Source organism: Mycoplana azooxidifex (assembly GCF_014196765.1).
GTDB classification, from domain to species: domain Bacteria; phylum Pseudomonadota; class Alphaproteobacteria; order Rhizobiales; family Rhizobiaceae; genus Mycoplana; species Mycoplana azooxidifex.
Genome location: NZ_JACIEE010000010.1, coordinates 132,802 through 149,646 on the forward strand (window position 1 = coordinate 132,802; position 16,845 = coordinate 149,646).

Annotated in this window: 16 protein-coding genes; 3 read left to right on the forward strand and 13 right to left on the reverse strand. The window is 65.6% G+C overall.

Translation table 11 applies throughout. The annotated features are described in order from the left end of the window. Window positions 1–214 precede the first annotated feature (214 nt). Together rhaS and GGQ64_RS22340 are read right to left on the reverse strand one after the other, a co-directional pair. Entirely contained in the window at window positions 215–1,207 is a 993-nt protein-coding gene (gene rhaS / locus GGQ64_RS22335; protein ID WP_183807548.1) for a rhamnose ABC transporter substrate-binding protein, read from the reverse strand. 44 nt (window positions 1,208–1,251) lie between these two features. Beyond that, window positions 1,252–2,064, reverse strand: coding sequence for a DeoR/GlpR family DNA-binding transcription regulator (locus GGQ64_RS22340; protein WP_183807549.1), 813 nt, complete (start codon window positions 2,062–2,064; stop codon window positions 1,252–1,254). 212 nt (window positions 2,065–2,276) lie between these two features. Here GGQ64_RS22340 and GGQ64_RS22345 point away from each other — a divergent pair, with 212 nt between their 5' ends. Together GGQ64_RS22345 and rhaI are read left to right on the forward strand one after the other, a co-directional pair. Next, window positions 2,277–4,370, forward strand: a complete 2,094-nt coding sequence (locus tag GGQ64_RS22345) for a bifunctional rhamnulose-1-phosphate aldolase/short-chain dehydrogenase (RefSeq protein WP_183807550.1) — start codon at window positions 2,277–2,279, stop codon at window positions 4,368–4,370. Between the two features lie 257 nt (window positions 4,371–4,627). Next, the gene (gene rhaI, locus GGQ64_RS22350; RefSeq protein WP_183807551.1) at window positions 4,628–5,917 is read left to right on the forward strand and encodes an L-rhamnose catabolism isomerase; all 1,290 of its coding nucleotides are present in this window, start codon (window positions 4,628–4,630) and stop codon (window positions 5,915–5,917) included. Window positions 5,918–6,321: 404 nt separating this feature from the next. Here the strand turns inward: rhaI and pncB are convergent, their stop codons facing one another. Further along, window positions 6,322–7,626 carry a nicotinate phosphoribosyltransferase gene (gene pncB, locus GGQ64_RS22355; RefSeq protein WP_183807552.1) on the reverse strand — a complete coding sequence of 435 codons (1,305 nt, stop codon included), beginning with the start codon at window positions 7,624–7,626 and terminating at the stop codon, window positions 6,322–6,324. Between the two features lie 242 nt (window positions 7,627–7,868). On the opposite strand from pncB, the gene GGQ64_RS22360 reads away from it, so the two are divergent. After that, the gene (locus GGQ64_RS22360) at window positions 7,869–8,123 is read left to right on the forward strand and encodes a GlsB/YeaQ/YmgE family stress response membrane protein (protein WP_183807553.1); all 255 of its coding nucleotides are present in this window, start codon (window positions 7,869–7,871) and stop codon (window positions 8,121–8,123) included. A 98-nt stretch (window positions 8,124–8,221) separates the two neighbouring features. Here the strand turns inward: GGQ64_RS22360 and dhaK are convergent, their stop codons facing one another. The 10 genes from dhaK to GGQ64_RS22410 form a co-directional block, all read right to left on the reverse strand. Further along, window positions 8,222–9,220 (reverse strand): dihydroxyacetone kinase subunit DhaK, encoded by a 999-nt coding sequence (gene dhaK / locus GGQ64_RS22365; RefSeq protein ID WP_183807554.1) that lies wholly within the window; start codon window positions 9,218–9,220, stop codon window positions 8,222–8,224. A 98-nt stretch (window positions 9,221–9,318) separates the two neighbouring features. After that, window positions 9,319–9,717 (reverse strand): hypothetical protein, encoded by a 399-nt coding sequence (locus GGQ64_RS22370; RefSeq protein ID WP_183807555.1) that lies wholly within the window; start codon window positions 9,715–9,717, stop codon window positions 9,319–9,321. Between the two features lies 1 nt (window position 9,718). After that, window positions 9,719–11,329 carry a putative PEP-binding protein gene (locus tag GGQ64_RS22375; protein ID WP_183807556.1) on the reverse strand — a complete coding sequence of 537 codons (1,611 nt, stop codon included), beginning with the start codon at window positions 11,327–11,329 and terminating at the stop codon, window positions 9,719–9,721. Beyond that, a complete protein-coding gene (locus tag GGQ64_RS22380) occupies window positions 11,313–11,639 on the reverse strand; it encodes an HPr family phosphocarrier protein (protein ID WP_343059545.1) in 327 nt (108 codons plus the stop codon). The genes GGQ64_RS22375 and GGQ64_RS22380 overlap by 17 nt, the downstream gene beginning before the upstream one ends. A gap of 14 nt (window positions 11,640–11,653) precedes the next feature. Continuing rightward, window positions 11,654–12,052 (reverse strand): dihydroxyacetone kinase phosphoryl donor subunit DhaM, encoded by a 399-nt coding sequence (dhaM, locus tag GGQ64_RS22385; RefSeq protein ID WP_183807558.1) that lies wholly within the window; start codon window positions 12,050–12,052, stop codon window positions 11,654–11,656. Further along, on the reverse strand, window positions 12,049–12,669 hold the full coding sequence (dhaL, locus tag GGQ64_RS22390) for a dihydroxyacetone kinase subunit DhaL (RefSeq protein ID WP_183807559.1): 621 nt from the start codon (window positions 12,667–12,669) through the stop codon (window positions 12,049–12,051). The genes dhaM and dhaL overlap by 4 nt, the downstream gene beginning before the upstream one ends. Before the next feature lie 25 nt (window positions 12,670–12,694). Next, window positions 12,695–14,353 (reverse strand): dihydroxyacetone kinase subunit DhaK, encoded by a 1,659-nt coding sequence (locus GGQ64_RS22395; RefSeq protein WP_183807560.1) that lies wholly within the window; start codon window positions 14,351–14,353, stop codon window positions 12,695–12,697. Window positions 14,354–14,447: 94 nt separating this feature from the next. After that, entirely contained in the window at window positions 14,448–15,455 is a 1,008-nt protein-coding gene (locus tag GGQ64_RS22400) for an ABC transporter ATP-binding protein (protein WP_183807561.1), read from the reverse strand. Further along, window positions 15,448–16,545, reverse strand: coding sequence for an ABC transporter ATP-binding protein (locus GGQ64_RS22405; RefSeq protein WP_183807562.1), 1,098 nt, complete (start codon window positions 16,543–16,545; stop codon window positions 15,448–15,450). Before GGQ64_RS22405 ends, GGQ64_RS22400 begins: the two co-directional genes overlap by 8 nt. Window positions 16,546–16,547: 2 nt before the next feature. Continuing rightward, window positions 16,548–16,751 (reverse strand): hypothetical protein, encoded by a 204-nt coding sequence (locus GGQ64_RS22410; protein ID WP_183807563.1) that lies wholly within the window; start codon window positions 16,749–16,751, stop codon window positions 16,548–16,550. Window positions 16,752–16,845 lie beyond the last annotated feature (94 nt).

Sequence of the window (16,845 nt, forward strand, 5' to 3'; positions counted from 1 at the left end):
TGGTCGTGTCCTGCAGCAAGGCTGGGCCCACTTCTCAGTTTTCGAAACGAATATCGACGCGGTCGCGCGACCGCGTTGTCCTCTTCTCCCCAGCGGGGAGAAGTGCCGAGCGTAGGCGAGGCGATGAGGGGGTTGTCCGGCACAGAGTCCGCGGCTTCCCCCTCATCCGGCCTTCGGCCACCTTCTTCCCGAGGGGAGAAGGGGACATCTCCCATCAGAAGATCTTGGCGAATTCCTCGACGTTCGAGGCGTCGTAGACGAACGGATCGGCCATGGCGCCTTCGTTCTTGTCGTCCAGCTTGACCTTGCCCATGCGGCCCATGTTCAGTTCGGCGCCGGGCTTGGCTTCCGCGCCGTCGATCAGGTCATTGGCGATCATGGTGGCGGAATAACCGAGGTCGATCGGGTTCCAGATCGCGAACGACTTGGACGCGCCGGACTTCACGTGGCCGGCCATTTCGGATGGAAGGCCGAGGCCGGTCACGTTGATCTGGCCGGTCTTGCCTGCATCCGAGACGGCCTGGGCGGCGGCCACGATGCCGACGGAGGTCGGCGCGATGATCGCCTTCAGGTCCGGATAGGACTGAATGAGCCCTTGCGTCTCGCGGTAGGACTTGTCGGCCAGGTCGTCGCCATAGACGGTGGTGACGATGTTGACGCCCGGATAGTTCGGCAGGACCTTCTTCATCTCCTCGATCCAGACGTTCTGGTTGGTCGAGGTTGCCGTTGCCGACAGGATCGCCACGTCGCCCTTGCCCTCGGGCAAGTGGTCGGCGGCCATCTTGACGCACATGTTGCCGATCAGCGCGCTGGAAGACGGGTTCAGGTGCATCGAGCGGCCTTCCGGAGCAACGCCGGAATCCCAGGAGATCACCTTGATGCCGCGGTCCATCGCCTTCTTCAGCGCCGGCACCAGCGCGTCGGTGTCGTTGGCCGAGACCGCGATCGCGTCGACCTTCTGGGCGATCAGCGAGTTGATCACCTCGATCTGCCCTTCGGCCGTGGTCGTCGTCGGGCCCGTATAGATCACCTCGACGTTGCCGAGTTCCTTCGCCGCTTCCTGCGCGCCCTTGTTGGCGGCCTCGAAGAAGCCGATGCCGAGCGCCTTCACCACGAGCGCGATCTTCTTGTCCGCCGCGTTGGCGACGTTTCCGACGAGCGCTGTCGAAACAGCCGCTGCGACGAGCAATGCTTTCCAGATCTTCATGTCCTAGTCCTCCCTGACTGGTTCCATCCCCTCCCCGACCGGCTCTATGCCTGCGAGGGAGCATTCTCCACCGGAACAGCCGCCCGAACGTCCGCGACGATCAGGCTGACGCCGGCATTCTCCAGCATCGAGGCTTCCCTGTCCTCGATGCCCGAATCCGTGATCACCGTTGCGATACGCTTCAACCCGCACAGGATGAGGCTGGAGCGCTTCTTGAATTTCGAGGAATCGACCAGCACGACTAGATCGTCTGCCTGGTCGATCAGTTTCTGCTCGGCCTGGATCAGGAGCGGATCGGCCTCCATCAGGCCCAGCGGCCCGAGCCCCTGCGCGCCCATGAACATGCGCCGCGCATAGAAGTTGCGCGTGACGTCATTCTCGAACGGGCTCAGGATGATGTTCTGCTCGCGATAGATCGTGCCGCCGGAGAGCATCACCGTGTTTTTCGAATGCTTCAGCAGGTGCTCGGCGATCGGAAAGGAATTGGTGAACACCTGCATGCGCCGGTTCGCCAGGAAATGCACCATCTGGAAGGTGGTCGTGCCGCCATTGATGATGATCGGCTCGCCATCCTGGCAGAGCGCCACTGCCTCCTTGGCAATCGCCTGCTTCTGCCTTGCGTTCAGCGCCTCGTTGACGCTGAACGGACGGCCGGCAAGACCGACGAACTGCGGCGGATTGATCGCTTCGGCACCACCGCGCACGCGGCGCAGACGTTTCTGCACGTGCAGGGCTGCGATATCCCGACGGATCGTCGCTTCGGAGCTATCGGTCAGGTCCACCAGTTCCTGCACCGTGGCGACGGGCTTGTCCTGGACGGCCGACAGAATGATCCGATGTCTTTCCTTCTCGTGCATGGCTCCTCCCAACTGATCGCATGCTTCCATCACGATCGCGCAATGTCAATCATGATTGATCATATTTTTTCATTGTGCAGCGCAGTATGACTGTTTTTGATCGTTTGTGATTGACACGGTTGCCGCATCCGTGAGATTTGAATCCCCGAACTGGAGGTGCGGCCCCGATATTGCCCGAGGGTCGCGACATGGAAGACCGGGAGGAAATGCCGATGCTCGACAAGCAACAAGGGTCGCGCCTTGCCAATCTCTGGGACGAGGCGAAAGCGGCCGCAATGAGCGAGTCCGAACGCCTGCTCTATCGCTCGAACCTTCTCGGCTCGGACAAGCGCATCACCAACTATGGCGGCGGTAACACCTCTGCCAAGGTGATGGAGAAGGATCCGCTCGGCGGCGGCACGGTCGAGGTGCTCTGGGTCAAAGGCTCGGGCGGCGACGTCGGCACTATCAAGATGGACGGGTTTTCCACCCTCTACATGGACAAGCTGCAGGCGCTGAAGGGCCTCTACCGGGGGCTCGAACACGAGGACGAGATGGTGGGCTACCTCCCCCACTGCACCTTCAACCTCAATCCGCGCGCAGCGTCCATCGACACGCCGCTGCACGCCTACGTGCCGCGCACGCATGTGGACCATATGCACCCCGACGCGATCATCGCGATCGCCGCTTCTAAGAACAGCCGCGAACTGACGCACCAGATCTTCGGCGACGACATCGGCTGGCTGCCTTGGAAGCGTCCCGGCTACGAGCTGGGTCTGTGGCTGAAAAAGTTCTGCACGGAAAACCCGAAGGCGCGCGGCGTCGTGCTCGAAAGCCACGGCCTGTTCACCTGGGCGGGCACGGCGAAGGAATGCTACGAGACGACGATCGAGATCATCAACAAGGCGATCGCCTGGTTCGAGGCAAACAATGTGGCGCCTGCCTTCGGTGGCGCCGTCCAGCCCGTACTCCCTGCCGATGAGCGCCGCGCGGTCGCGCAGAAGCTGATGCCCGTCATCCGCGGCCTGATCGGCGCGGAGGAAAGCAAGGTCGGCCATTTCGACGACAGCGCGGCCGTGCTCGACTTCGTGACCTCGAAGAACCTGGCGCCGCTTGCAGCACTGGGCACCAGTTGCCCGGACCATTTCCTGCGCACCAAGATCCGCCCGCTGGTGATCGACTTCGATCCGGCCACGCCCGACATCGACGCCACGCTCGCGGGCCTTGCCGATGCGATCGCAGCCTACCGTGCTGACTATGCCGCCTACTACGAGCGCTGCAAGCACGATAACAGTCCGGCGATTCGCGATCCGAACGCGATCGTCTATCTCGTTCCCGGCGTCGGCATGATCACCTTTGCCAAGGACAAGGCGACAGCGCGCATCTCGGCGGAGTTCTACGTCAACGCCATCAACGTCATGCGCGGCGCGTCGGGCGTCTCGACCTATGTCGGGCTGCCGGAACAGGAAGCCTTCGACATCGAGTACTGGCTGCTGGAGGAAGCGAAGCTGCAGCGCATGCCGAAGCCCAAGAGCCTCGCCGGGCGCATTGCGCTCGTCACCGGCGGTGCCGGCGGGATCGGCAAGGCAACGGCACACCGGCTGATGGCCGAGGGGGCCTGCGTCGTGCTGGCCGACATCGATGCGGAGGCGTTGGCCAACGCCCAGTCGGAACTGGCGGCCCGCTACGGCAAGGACTTCGTCCGCTCCGTCACCATGAACGTCACCGACGAGGCGCTCGTGGAAAAGAGCTTCGCCGACACGCTCGTCGACTTCGGCGGCCTCGACATCCTCGTTTCCAATGCCGGACTCGCCTCATCCGCACCGATCGAGGAGACCACGCTTTCGCTCTGGAACAAGAACATCGACATTCTCGCCACCGGCTATTTCCTCGTCTCGCGCGAGGCGTTCAGGATCTTCCGCAGGCAGAAGGCCGGCGGCAACGTCGTCTTCGTCGCCTCCAAGAACGGCCTCGCGGCATCGCCGGGTGCGGCCGCCTACTGCACCGCCAAGGCAGCCGAGATCCATCTCGCGCGCTGCCTGGCGCTGGAGGGTGCGTCCGAGCAGATCCGCGTCAACGTCGTCAATCCGGATGCGGTCCTGCGCGGCTCGAAGATCTGGACCGGCGAATGGAAGGAGCAGCGGGCCGCGACCTACAAGACCGACGACCTGGAGGCGCATTACCGCGAGCGTTCCATGCTGAAGCGCAGCGTCTTTCCGGAGGACATCGCCGAGGCGATCTATTTCCTCGCCTCCGACATGTCGGCCAAGTCGACCGGCAACATCATCAACGTGGACGCCGGCAACGCCCAGTCGTTCACGCGATGACGGCTGAACGCGGTAAAAGCCCCCTCATCCGGCCTTCGGCCACCTTCTCCCCGCTGGGGAGAAGAGGGGGTTCCCTACACTGCGGCAAGAGCCGCTATGGTACGGATCAGGCGCTTCGGTGAGGACGTTTTAGATTAGGCGCCTGCGTTCGGGCGATGCGGTACGGCGCGTTCCCTCTTCTCCCCCACGGGGAGAAGGTGGCCGAAGGCCGGATGAGGGGGGCCATCTCAACGCAAGCTATTTTGGGAGGACGAAGCATGAACATCATTTCAAAAGACGTGATCGCGGCCGAGAACGCGAAGCAGGCGCACGCGCTTGCCAGCGACTATGCCCATCTCGGCGAGCAGCTTGCCCGGCGCGGCATCGACATCGACGCCGTCAAGCGCAGGGTCGCGAACTACGCCGTCGCCGTTCCCTCCTGGGGCGTCGGCACAGGCGGCACGCGCTTTGCCCGCTTCCCGGGCGAAGGCGAGCCGCGCAACATCTTCGACAAGCTCGAGGACTGCGCCGTCATCCACGAACTGACGCGGGCCACGCCGACCGTTTCGCTGCATATTCCCTGGGACAAGGTCAGCGACCTCTCGGCGCTGAAAGAAAAGGGCGCGGCGCTGGGCCTCGGCTTCGACGCGATGAACTCCAACACCTTTTCCGACGCCCCGCAGCAGGAGCATTCCTACAAATACGGCTCGCTCTCGCATGCGAACGCGGCAACGCGCCGGCAGGCGATCGAGCACAACATCGAATGCATCGAGATCGGCCGCAAACTCGGTTCGAAAGCGCTGACGGTGTGGATCGGCGACGGCACGAACTTCCCCGGACAGGCCGACTTCACGCGCAGCTTCGAGCGCTATCTCGAGGCGATGAAGGCGATCTACAAGCATCTGCCCGACGACTGGCGCATCTTTTCCGAACACAAGATGTACGAGCCGGCCTTCTATTCCACCGTCGTCCAGGACTGGGGCACCAACTACCTGATCGCCAAGGAACTGGGCGACAAGGCCTATTGCCTCGTGGACCTCGGCCACCATGCGCCGAACGTGAATATCGAGATGATCGTCGCCCGGCTGATCCAGTTCGGCAAGCTCGGCGGCTTCCACTTCAACGATTCCAAGTATGGCGACGACGACCTCGACACCGGCTCGATCGATCCCTACCGGCTGTTCCTCGTCTTCAACGAGCTGGTGAACGCCGAGGAGCGCAAGGCGGAAGGGTTCGCGCCGGCGCACATGCTGGACCAGAGCCACAACGTCACCGACCCGATCGAGAGCCTGATGCGCAGCGCCACTGAAGTGTGCCGCGCCTATGCGCAGGGCCTGCTCGTCGATCGGGCAGCACTCGCCGGCTACCAGGAGGAGCATGACGCGCTGATGGCATCCGAGACGCTCAAGACCGCGTTCCGCACCGACGTCGAGCCGATCCTGGCGATGGCCCGCCACGAGGGCGGCGGCGCGATCGACCCGGTCGCAACGTATCGGGCAGCGGGGTATCGGGCGAAGGTGGCGGCGGACCGTCCAGCGGTTGCGGGCGGAAGCGGCGGGATCGTTTGAGGGCGCCCGGCCCCTCACCCTAACCCTCTCCCCGCAAGCGGGGAGAGGGGACTGGAAACGTCGCGGCACTCGTCCTTCTCCCCGCCCGCGGGGAGAAGGTGCTGGCAAGCGGATGAGGGGCTCGCTCCCAAGGAGCACAAAAGGCGGACGAGGCCAGTTTCTTCGTTCGACGTGAAGAGAGAATCCGCACGAAGCCGGAGGTCCGAGGGCACAACGATCTCCCTCTTCTCCCCTGCGGGGAGAAGGTGGCGCGCAGCGCCGGATGAGGGGGCGCGGCTGGCTGAGCGTGTACGATCTGACAGAAGCGACGAAGAGGCTCCCCCCTCATCGCCTCACTGCGTTCGGCACTTCTCCCCGAGGAGAGAAGACGGCTTCGCCGCGGCCGTCATGCGGACAGCTAGCCCCTACACCTTCACCGCCTGCTCGACGAAGTCCTCCGTCCCGAAGAACTTGAGGTAGCGTTCGACCTCCGCCGGATCGCCGGTCGCCTTGCGCGGGTTGTCGGAGAGCTTCACGGCCGGGCGGCCGCCGGCGTCCGTGACCTTGCAGACGACGGAGATCGGATCCAGCCCGCGGAAGGGCTGCGGGGCGCAACCGACGAAGTCGTTGGTGAGGTTCGTGCCCCAGCCGAAGCTCATGCGCACCCGGCCCTTGAAATGCTCGTAGGTCCTGATGATGGTGTCGACGTCGAGACCGTCGGAGAAGATCAGCAGCTTCTCGCGCGGATCGCGACCCATCTTCTTCCACCAGGCAATGATCTTCTCGCCGCCTTCGATCGGCGGCGCGCTGTCGGGGCGGAAGCCGGTCCAGTCGGCCACCCAGTCCGGCGCGTTCTTCAAGAATGCAGCCGTGCCGAAGGCGTCGGGAAGCACGATCAGGAGGTTGCCGCCATAGAGCTGGTTCCAGTCCTGCAACACCTTGTAGGGCGCATCTGCCAGTTCGGCGTCGTTTCGCGCCAGTGCCGCCGCCACCATCGGCAGTTCATGGGCATTGGTGCCGAGCGCTTCGAGATCCGTGTCCATGGCCAGCAGCACGTTGCTGGTTCCAGAGAACGAATGGCCGATCCCCTCCTTCAGCGCCTCCACGCACCAGCGCTGCCACAGGAAGGAGTGCCGGCGGCGGGTGCCGAAATCGGAGATGCGCAGCTGGGGGTGGGCGCTGAGCTGTTCGACCTTGGACCACATCTTTGCTTTTGCGCGTGCATAGAGCACGTCGAGCGCAAACGGCCCCATATCCTTCATGGCAGTGCGGGAGCGCAATTCGTTGATGATCGCAAGGGCCGGGATCTCCCACATCGTCGTGTGCGACCACTTGCCCGGGAAGGTAAGCTCATACTGACCTTCCTTGCGTGCCAGGTGATATTCCGGCAGCTGGAAATCGGCCAGCCAGGCGAGGAATTCGGGCGAGAAGATCTGCTTGCGGCCATAGAAGCTGTTGCCGGCGAGCCAGATCATTTCCTTCTTGGTAAAGCGCAGCGTGCGGACAAAATCCAGCTGGTCGCGCAGTTCCTGTTCGTCGATCTCGTCGGCGAGGCGCACCGTCTTCGTGCGGTTGATCAGCGAGAAGGTGGCATCGACATCCGGATAGAGCTTCCAGATCATCTGCAGCATCAGGAGCTTGTAGAAATCCGTATCCAGCAGGCTGCGCACGACCGGGTCGAGCTTCCAGGCATTGTCGTATACGCGACGGGCAATATCCGTCTTGGTCATAACTCCCACCTCGCTGCACTGCATTTTCCGCCGACCGAAAATTCGGAGATCGGGATGGTGCCGGCGACGGTTGCGCTCCCAGGTCCGTCGCACTCTTCGCATGCCCCCCGCCCGGCCGCAAGACACGCCGGCTGGGGAACAGTGCGCGCAATCCGCGCAGAGGCGAAGATAAGGTCTTGTAATCTCTTCGCCTTCAATCAATGCTCGCAGGTGTTTCCAATCCGCGCTCGGGAGGCGTGCACATGGGTATCGAGAGCATCATTGTCTTTCTTATCGTCGGCGCAATTGCAGGGTGGCTCGCGGGCCTGATCGTATCCGGCTTCGGATTCGGCCTGCTCGGCAACATCGTCATCGGCATCGTCGGAGCCTTCATCGCCGGCTTCCTTTTGCCACGGCTCGGAATAGGCGTGGGCGGCGGCATCCTCTGGGCGATCATCCATGCGACGATCGGGGCCATCATCCTGCTGTTGCTGATCAAGGTGATCAAGCGGGCCTGAAACGCGGCGCCCCCGCCTTACAGGACGCAAGCGCAAACGGACGGCGGCCGCAATCGACCGCCGTCCTTGCAAGATGAGGAAATGCCAGACGCTCGCGCTCAGACGCCCCAGCGCAGCGCGGCCGTGGAGACCGTGGCATCCCATAGGCGCGCACGCTGCTCGTCGAGCAGCGAGACGGTAATCGAAAGCCCGGCCATGTCGAGCGAGGTCACGTAGGTGCCGACGAGCGAGCGGGCGACCTGAAGGCCGCCTCGTTCCAGCCGTACGCGGGCAAGGCCGTACATCAGATAGAGTTCGGACGCCGGCGTGCCACCGAAGCCGTTGACGAAGAGCAGCACGGATGCTTCGGCGGGCGCCGCCAGATCGGCGAGGATTTCAGCGCACAGCAGGTCCGCGATTCTGTCGGCCGGCTCAAATGCGGCGCGCGTGCGCCCGGGTTCGCCGTGAATGCCGACGCCGACCTCCATTTCTTCCGACGAAAGCGTGAAGGCGGCGCGGCCGGAGGCAGGCACGGTGGCGCCCCGGATGGCGACGCCCATGCTGCGGGTGGCAGCGACCGTCCGCTCGCCCAGGGCCTTAAGCCCGGCGAGCACCATGCCGGCTTCGGCCGCCGCGCCGACGATCTTCTCCACCACGAGCGTGCCGGCGACGCCGCGCCGGCCGGAACTGCGCGGGGCGGCATGGGTGGCGATATCGTCGTTGACGATCACCGTCTCGACCTTGTGGCCCGATGCGGTCGCCATCTCCGCGGCCATCTCGAAATTCATGACGTCGCCGTCGTAGTTCTTGACGACGAGCAGCACGCCGGCACCCGTGTCGCACTCGACGATCGCGGCATGGATCTGATCGGGCGTGGCCGAGGTGAAGATATGGCCGACGCAGGCTGCGTCGAGCATGCCGGGGCCGACGAAGCCGATATGCATCGGCTCGTGCCCGGCTCCGCCGCCGGAGATGACCGCCACTTTTCCGGGCCGCAATTCGCGGCGGCGTATGTTGCGGGCCCCGGTTCCAAACACGACGGATTCCTCGTGCGCCCCAACGAAGCCCTCGAGGCTGTCGGCGACGATCCGATCCGCCGTGTTCATGAATTTCTTCATGCTCCTCCTCCGCCCGGCACGATCCTAGTTCATGCCGGGAACATCCCTCAAGTCCGTTCCGTACTGTTCGTTTCGGCCCGGATTGCAGACGCAGTGCATCAGAGCAGCGCCGAGAGCTTCGCCACGAACTCCGACACGGCCTCGTCGAACTGGCGGTTCTTCTGCTCGTCGCCGAAATCGGGAACGTTCAACGCCAGAGCCCGCTGGCCATCGGTCGGGGCCAGGTCCGGCAGCTTGCCGGGATGAGCCTTCTCATAGGCGTTCAGGAAGCGCTCCTGCTCCATCGCGCTCATGTGGCACACGCGGAATATCGTCGCGAGGTGGCGCGACGGCAGCGGGGTCGCATAGGTCGGGCTGGTGATCTGGGTGACGAAGCTGCGGTGCTTGCCGAGTGCTGTGGCAAGGCGCTGGCGCGTACCCGACGGCCGATTGTCGATGATGTCCGCAAGGATCGTCTTGTAGGCGACCGTCGCCTCTTCGCCTGCCTCGCGTGCCATTTCAGCCTCTTGCCTCGCTGCCGTCGGCGTTCAAGCGCGAAAGGGCCGCGCGCGCAAGCGTCATTCGCCGCGGCGCCATGGAAAAATCCCGAAAGCCGCAGGAAAGGAGTGCGGGAAGTGCTGTGGGATCGCCTGCGAGGTCGCCGCAGATGCCGACGGATCTGCCCGTGGCCGCCACCAGCGGCACTGTCATCGCCAGAAACCGCAGGACGGCTGCACGCGCGGCCGCGTAGAGCGGCGATACGGCTGCGTTGTCGCGGGCGCTGGCGGACAGATACTGGGCGAGATCATTGGTGCCGAAGGAGAAGAACTCGGCCGCGAAGGCCTCCGGCATCAAGGCTGCGGCCGGGACCTCGACCATGAGGCCGAGCGGGGGCATGGCGTGCGAGACGCCACGGGCGGAAAGCCGCGCGGCCTCCTCGGCAAAGACGGCGCGCGTCTGCTCGACTTCCGATGGCGCCGTCACCATCGGCAGGAGCACGCGCAGCCGCCCGGCGGGGGCCGCGCGCAGGAGCGCGCGCACCTGCGTGCGCAGCATGTCCGGGCGTGCGAGCAGCAGCCGAATGCCGCGCAGGCCGAGGAAGGAGGAGGGATCGGTGGCTTCGCCGGGCGGCGGCTTGTCGGCGCCGAAGTCGAGGAGGCGGATCGTCACCGGGAGGCCACCGGCCCAGGCGAGCATTTCGGTGTAGATTGCGACCTGCCGCTCTTCGTCGGCCAGATCGGCCGGCGAAGCCATCAGGTACTCGGTCCTGAACAGCCCGATTCCATCCACGTTGGTGGGGGAAAGATGCCGAAGCTCCGAGGGATGGTCGATGTTGGCCTGCAGGGTCAGCCGGATGCCGTCGGCCGTGCTCAAGGGAAATTCATCGGCCGCCACGGCCGGTTCGCCAATGGGCACCGGGATGCCGGAAGCCCGACCGGCAGCGAGCGCAGACGCGGGAACCGCGCTGCCGTCCTCGACCACGCCGTCGTCGCCATCGACCACCAGTTCCATTCCGGTCTCGATCTCGGCGCTGGGCACGCCGACCACCATCGGCACGCCGCGGCTGCGGGCGAGCGTCGCCACATGGCTCGCGACGCTGCCCCCGAAAAGCGCAATGCCGCCGCCCCGCGACCAGTCGTGCGACAGAAACAGGCTCGGGGCGATATCGCGGCCGACCAGAATCGAGCCCTGGGGGAAATCCGGCGGACGCTCGCCATGCAGCGCCCGGAGCACCTGCTGGCGGATGTCCATCATGTCTGCACCGCGCGCACGAATATGCTCGTCCTCGGCCTCCTCGAAGGAGGCGACGTAGGCGTCCATGGTGGCCGCCCAGGCCACGCCCGCTTCGGCTCCGCGGTGCATTCGCTCGAGGCTCGGCTCGAGAAGGGCCGGGTCGCGCAGCATTTCGATCTGGAATTCCAGGATCGCGGCACTTTCCAGGTCCGAGCGTCCGGCGAGGTCCCGCAGATCCTCGACCGCGCGATCGACCGCTTCGGCAAGCCGTGCGGCATCGCTTCCATTCGCACGGACACCCCTGGCGCGGCCATCCTCCGGCGCCATCACATAGGCCGGTCCGCGGGCAATTCCCGGAGAGGCCCCCTGCCCTTTCAGCCTAAGCGCTTCGGGCATGGCTCTTCTCTTCGTCGAAATTCCGCTCGACCAGGGTGCGAAGTGCTGCGACAGCCTCGGCCGCCGCCGCACCTTCGGCCCGGATCGAAAGAACGAAGCCCTTTCTGATGCGCGCGCCCATGATCTTGACGATGCTCTTGCCGTTCAGCCAGACGCCGTCGCCGTTCACCTCGACGCCGATCGCGCAGGGGAAGGACTTGGCGAGCCGGGTGAAGACCACCGATGGCCGGGCATGAAGGCCGATGTCGTGCGTGACCTCGACCGTCGCCAAGGCGACGGCTGAAGCCGCATCTTGCGGCCGGTCGGCAATGGGACGCTGATCGTTCACGGGGAAAGCTCCTCCGCCGTTGCCACCACCTTCGACAGGGTCGCGCCGCCGGAAGCCTCGGCAGCGGCGATCACCGCGCCTTCGACGACCGGGGCATTGCAGATCGCGACGCGGCGCGCGCGCGAAGGTTCCAGCATTTCGATCGCCATCTCGCTGTTGGTCTCCGCCCCGCCGAGGTCCACGAAAACCGCCACGCCCGCCTCCGACCAGGCGGCGCCGATCGCAGCCAGGATGTCCCTTGCGCTGGTGCCGAGGCCACCCTCGGCGTTGCCGCCGCACCACGAGAGCGGCACGCTGTCGCCCACCATCTGGCGGATCATGTCGGCCGTGCCGCGGGCGATCAGGGGTGAATGCGACACGATGACGATCCCGACATTTGCGCCATTGGCCTTCATGCTCCTTCCAACTCCCCAAGGTAGCGACAGATCGCGTCCGTCAGCAGGGCGCAGCTGCAGGCGCCCGGATCCATATGCCCGATCGAACGGTCGCCGAGAAAGGACGCCCGCCCGCGCCCGGCCTTCATCGCAACGGTGCGTTCGGCCGCGGCCTGCGCCTCGGTGGCGATGCTATCGAGCGTGGACTGCATTCGCACCTCCGCCTGCACGGGGTAAAGCACGTCCAGCAAAGTTTTTTCGCCGGCTCCCGATCGGCCGCGCCGCGCCACGGCATCGACTGCCCGCGACAGGGCGGAAGAAAAATCCTGCCGCGCGCCGGGCTCTTCTCCGGCCAAGCCCCGGCCAAGCTCCACCAGCAGGGTCCCATAGAGCGGGCCGGATGCGCCGCCAACCGACATCACCAGCGTCATGCCGACCCGTTCCAGCGCCTGCGGCAGCGGAAGGCCCGCCAGCATTTCCCGCTCCTCGAACACCGCCTCGCAGCCGCGCCGCATGTTGGTTCCGTGGTCGCCGTCGCCGATCTCCTGGTCCAGCAGGCAGAGGCGATCGGCATTGAGCGCAATCACCGCGCTGCATGCCGCGATCAGGCCCGGAAGGAAGGATTGGCCGGCTTCCACGTTCCTGCTCTCCTCATTTTCCCGCTCAGCCCATCGTCGCAGCAGCGGTCTCGAAGACCGCCGCGACGGCCTCGGCGCCGGGATCGGGAATGCCTTCGAGATCGCGCGCACCGAGATAGGACGAACGGCCGGCCTTGGCCCGCGTCATGCCGCCGGTCGCAGCCGCACCCGCGCGCGCCGCCTTCGCGGCTGCGGCGATGCCCTCCTTCGCCAGCGCTGCGAGCGCCGGCGCGAGCGCATCGACCATGGTCCGGTCGCCGGGTACAGCACCTCCGTAGAACGTCATCCGCTCGAGGCCGGCTGCGAGCGCTGCGGGAAGATCACCGCCGGCGCCGTGTTTCTGCGCCGCGGCGGTGAAGAAGATCGACAACAGGACACCGCTGGAGCCGCCCATGCTGGTCCCTAGCGTCTCGCCGATCACTGCCATCGTCGCTGCCGGATCTGCAAGCGGGAGCTTCGACTTCAGCGCCAGCACGCTTCGGGCCCCGGTCGCGGCCGTCGAGCCGGTGTCGCCGTCGCCGGTGCGCGCGTCGAGCCGGTTCAACTCGTTTTCCATCGCCACGAGCCGGTTGCAGATGGCTTCGAGAAGGGCGCCGGCCGCGGCCGGGTCGACCGTCGCCCGCGCCTCGCCCACCTTTGCAGGGGTCCGAGCACCAGCGGTGTTCGGTGCGGGGACGACGGAGATCGGGTGACGTTCGACGGGTGCGATCCAGGCGCGCGGGCCGACGCCGGAAGCCAAGGCCGCCGCCCTCTCCTCGTCGAGCCGCAACAGAGAAAGCGAGAAGCCGTTCATGTTCAGCGCCGTCATCAGCGGCGCCGGGCCGATGACGAGCCTGACCCGTTCGGCCAGCGGCGACGTCAGCACGGCACGGGCGATCAGGCCCATCTCCAGCGGCGGCACGGACCCGAGATTGTTGATCAGAAGCGCATGGTCGCCACCGGGTTTCATCGCCGCCGAAAGGCGCTCGGCCATGGTCACGACGATCGCGGCCGCCTCCTGCAGGGCGATGCGCTCGGCGCCCGGCTCGCCATGGATGCCGAGGCCGAGCTCGCCCTCGCCTGGGCCCAGCCGGTCCTCGTGCGCTTGCCCGGGAATGGAGCAGGTCGACAGCGACATGCCGAGCGAGACGATGTCTGCTGCGGCCGCGCGCGCCGCCGCCGCGACTGCCTCGAGGCGTTGCCCGGAACCGGCGAGATGCCCGGCGATCTTGTGGACGAAGAGGGTGCCGGCGACGCCGCGCGGCTGGGGAAGGTCGGGAAGGGCGATGTCGTCGGCGACGATCACCATCTCCACCTTGTAGCCCTCGGCGCGGGCCTTTTCCGCAGCCAGGCCGAAGTTCAGCCGGTCGCCGGTGTAGTTCTTCACCACCAGCAGGCAGCCGGGCGCGCCCGTCACCGCACGGATCGCCGTCAGCACGGCATCGACGCTCGGCGAGGCGAAGATCTCGCCGGAAACGGCCGCCGTCAGCATGCCATAGCCGACGAAGCCGGCATGGGAGGGTTCGTGGCCGGCGCCGCCGCCGGAGATGACCGCGACCTTCGACTTGTCCCAGTCGGCGCGCACGATCACTTTGATCGCCGGGTAGGTATCAAGCCGCGCCAGCTGTCCCTGTGGGGTCGAGAGAAGCAGGCCGTCGAGTGCCTCGGTGACGATGTCTTCCCTGCGGTTGAAGAAATGCTTCATCCTGACCATCCCGTCCTGTCGTTCGTTGCCCGGCCCGAACGCGGGACCGTGCCGAAAATTCAATTCACAGGGCCGCGCCTTGCTGCCCGCGCCGTCACGTCAGCCTCTGCCCCCCGGCGTCGAAATAGAGCGGATTGCGAAGCTTCAAGTCGATCCGGTCACCCCGACCGATGGCAAGATAGGGATCGGCGAGCGTCACCAGCTTGTGCTGGCCGACCTTGATGTGCAGGTGGTTCTGGTCGCCCAGGTGTTCAATCCAGTCGATCTCCGCATTGCCCTGCCCCGAACGCACGATCTCCAGATGCTCGGTGCGGGCACCGATCGTCTTCGTGCCCTTGGGCGTACTGCCGCCGGGAAGCAAGCCCTCCGGGATCAGGTTGATGTGCGGCTGGCCGAGCCGGGCGGCGACGTGGAGATTGGCCGGGTTGCTGTAGATTTCCCGGGGCGTACCGATCTGCGCCAGCCTTCCCTCCGCCAGGATGCCGATCCGGTCGGCCATCGTCATCGCCTCGACCTGGTCGTGGGTGACGTAGAGCAACGTCGAGCCGATCTCGTTCTGGATGCGCTTCAACTCCAGCCGCAGTTCGGCGCGCAGCTTGGCATCGAGCGAGGAGAGCGGCTCGTCCATCAGGTAGATCGCGGGCTTGCGCACCAATGCCCGGCCGATCGCCACGCGCTGCATCTCGCCGCCCGACAGTCTGGTGGAGCGGTTCTCAAGTTTGTGGTCGATGCGGACCATCTTCGCCACCTCGCGCACGCGCCGGTCGATCTCGCCAGTCGCAAGGCGACGGGCGGGCGAGCGCAGCGGGAAAGCGAGGTTCTCGTAGACCGTCAGATGGGGATAGAGCGAATACTGCTGGAAGACAAAGGCAACGTCGCGGCTGGCCGGCGCCTCGCCGACCACGTCGCGGCCGGCAATGGTCACGCGGCCGGAATCGGGCTTTTCCAGGCCTGCGATCAGCCGCAGCGTCGTCGTCTTGCCGGAGCCGGTCGGGCCGAGCAGAACGACGAATTCTCCGTCGCGGACGGTCAGGCTGACGTTGCTGACGGCCTGCGTTTCGCCGAAGGCCTTGCTGATGCCGGCGAGGGTGACTTCAGCCATGACGGGCCTCCGCGTAGAGGGACGAAGGAACGGCCTTGCCCGATGCGCAATCGAACAGCGAGAGCTTGTCGCTGTTCAGATCGAGCCCGACCGTCTCGCCGATGGTGAAATTCAGGTCCGCCGGGACACGCGCCTTGACCATGCCCTGCGCCGTCTCAACCGAGACGATCTGGTTGGTGCCGAGATACTCGCTGCCGTAGACGGCACCGCGCAGGGGTGCCGTATCGCTGAAGCGCACGTGCTCGGGACGCACACCGAGCGCCAGTTCACCGGGCTCCCGCACGGCATGGACTTCCGGAACACTGATCGGCACGTCGCCAAGGCGAATTGTCGTGGCTCCGCTTTCGAGCCCTGACTGGAACTTAAGGAAATTCATCGGCGGCGAGCCGATGAAATCGGCGACATACATCGAGGCGGGGCGGTTGTAGACCTCCTGCGGCGTGCCGTACTGCTCGATGATACCGTGGTTCATCACCGCAATCTTGTCGGCCATCGCCATCGCCTCGTGCTGGTCGTGAGTGACGTAGACGGTGGTCGCGTGGATGCGGTTGTGCAGCTCGCGCAGTTCGTGGACCATCACCTCACGGAACTCGGCATCCAGCGTGCCAAGCGGCTCGTCCATCAGGAAGCACTTCGGCCGGCGCACGATCGCGCGCCCGAGCGCCACGCGCTGGCGATCGCCGCCGGCGAGACCGGAGACCGAGCGGTCGAGGATATGACCGATCTGCAGGAGCCGGGCCGTCTCCTCGACGCGCTTTCTGATCTCCGCCTTCGCCACGCCCTGCGACAGCAGTGGAAAGCCGATGTTCTTGCGCACGTTCATGTGCGGATAGAGCGCGAAGAGCTGGAAGACGAAGGCGATGTCGCGGGCGCTCGCGCGGTTGAAGGTGACGTCCTCGTCGTCGAGCAGGATCTTGCCGCTGGTCGGCAATTCCAGCCCGGCGATCATCCGCAGCGTCGTCGTCTTGCCGCAGCCGGAGGGCCCCAGCAGCGCCAGGAACTCGCCGTCGTGCACCGTGAACGAGGAATCCTCGACCGCTGTGAAATCGCCGAACTGCTTGCGCAGGTTTTCAACCCTGATCTCCGCCATGGCTACTCCGGAAATTTCGAGACGACGATGAACATCACGGTGCCGGCGAGCAGCGTCACCAGCGACCAGGTGTAGAGCACCAGCGCGAACGGCTGGAACAGCATGAGGAAGCCGAGCGCGATCAGGCCGGTGGCGATATTCTCCATCGGCCCGCGGCGGAAGAAGAAGGGGCGCTTGCGCTTAATGGGTTCGGACTGTGCGGTCATCGCGTGTTGCCCTCCTCAATGTTTCGGGGTGCCGCCCCCTCACCCGGCCTCCGCTGCGCTTGGCCACCCTCTCCCCGGTGGGGAGAGGAGTACC

Coding starts and splice junctions, on each gene's coding strand:
- GGQ64_RS22360 (WP_183807553.1), top strand. CDS start 7,869: ATGGGTATCGAGAGCATCATTGTCTTTCTTATCGTCGGCGCAATTGCA.
- rhaS (WP_183807548.1), bottom strand. CDS start 1,207: ATGAAGATCTGGAAAGCATTGCTCGTCGCAGCGGCTGTTTCGACAGCG.
- GGQ64_RS22400 (WP_183807561.1), bottom strand. CDS start 15,455: ATGGCTGAAGTCACCCTCGCCGGCATCAGCAAGGCCTTCGGCGAAACG.
- GGQ64_RS22345 (WP_183807550.1), top strand. CDS start 2,277: ATGCTCGACAAGCAACAAGGGTCGCGCCTTGCCAATCTCTGGGACGAG.
- dhaM (WP_183807558.1), bottom strand. CDS start 12,052: ATGAAGGCCAATGGCGCAAATGTCGGGATCGTCATCGTGTCGCATTCA.
- rhaI (WP_183807551.1), top strand. CDS start 4,628: ATGAACATCATTTCAAAAGACGTGATCGCGGCCGAGAACGCGAAGCAG.
- GGQ64_RS22405 (WP_183807562.1), bottom strand. CDS start 16,545: ATGGCGGAGATCAGGGTTGAAAACCTGCGCAAGCAGTTCGGCGATTTC.
- GGQ64_RS22375 (WP_183807556.1), bottom strand. CDS start 11,329: ATGCCCGAAGCGCTTAGGCTGAAAGGGCAGGGGGCCTCTCCGGGAATT.
- GGQ64_RS22410 (WP_183807563.1), bottom strand. CDS start 16,751: ATGACCGCACAGTCCGAACCCATTAAGCGCAAGCGCCCCTTCTTCTTC.
- GGQ64_RS22395 (WP_183807560.1), bottom strand. CDS start 14,353: ATGAAGCATTTCTTCAACCGCAGGGAAGACATCGTCACCGAGGCACTC.
- GGQ64_RS22370 (WP_183807555.1), bottom strand. CDS start 9,717: ATGGCACGCGAGGCAGGCGAAGAGGCGACGGTCGCCTACAAGACGATC.
- dhaK (WP_183807554.1), bottom strand. CDS start 9,220: ATGAAGAAATTCATGAACACGGCGGATCGGATCGTCGCCGACAGCCTC.
- GGQ64_RS22340 (WP_183807549.1), bottom strand. CDS start 2,064: ATGCACGAGAAGGAAAGACATCGGATCATTCTGTCGGCCGTCCAGGAC.
- pncB (WP_183807552.1), bottom strand. CDS start 7,626: ATGACCAAGACGGATATTGCCCGTCGCGTATACGACAATGCCTGGAAG.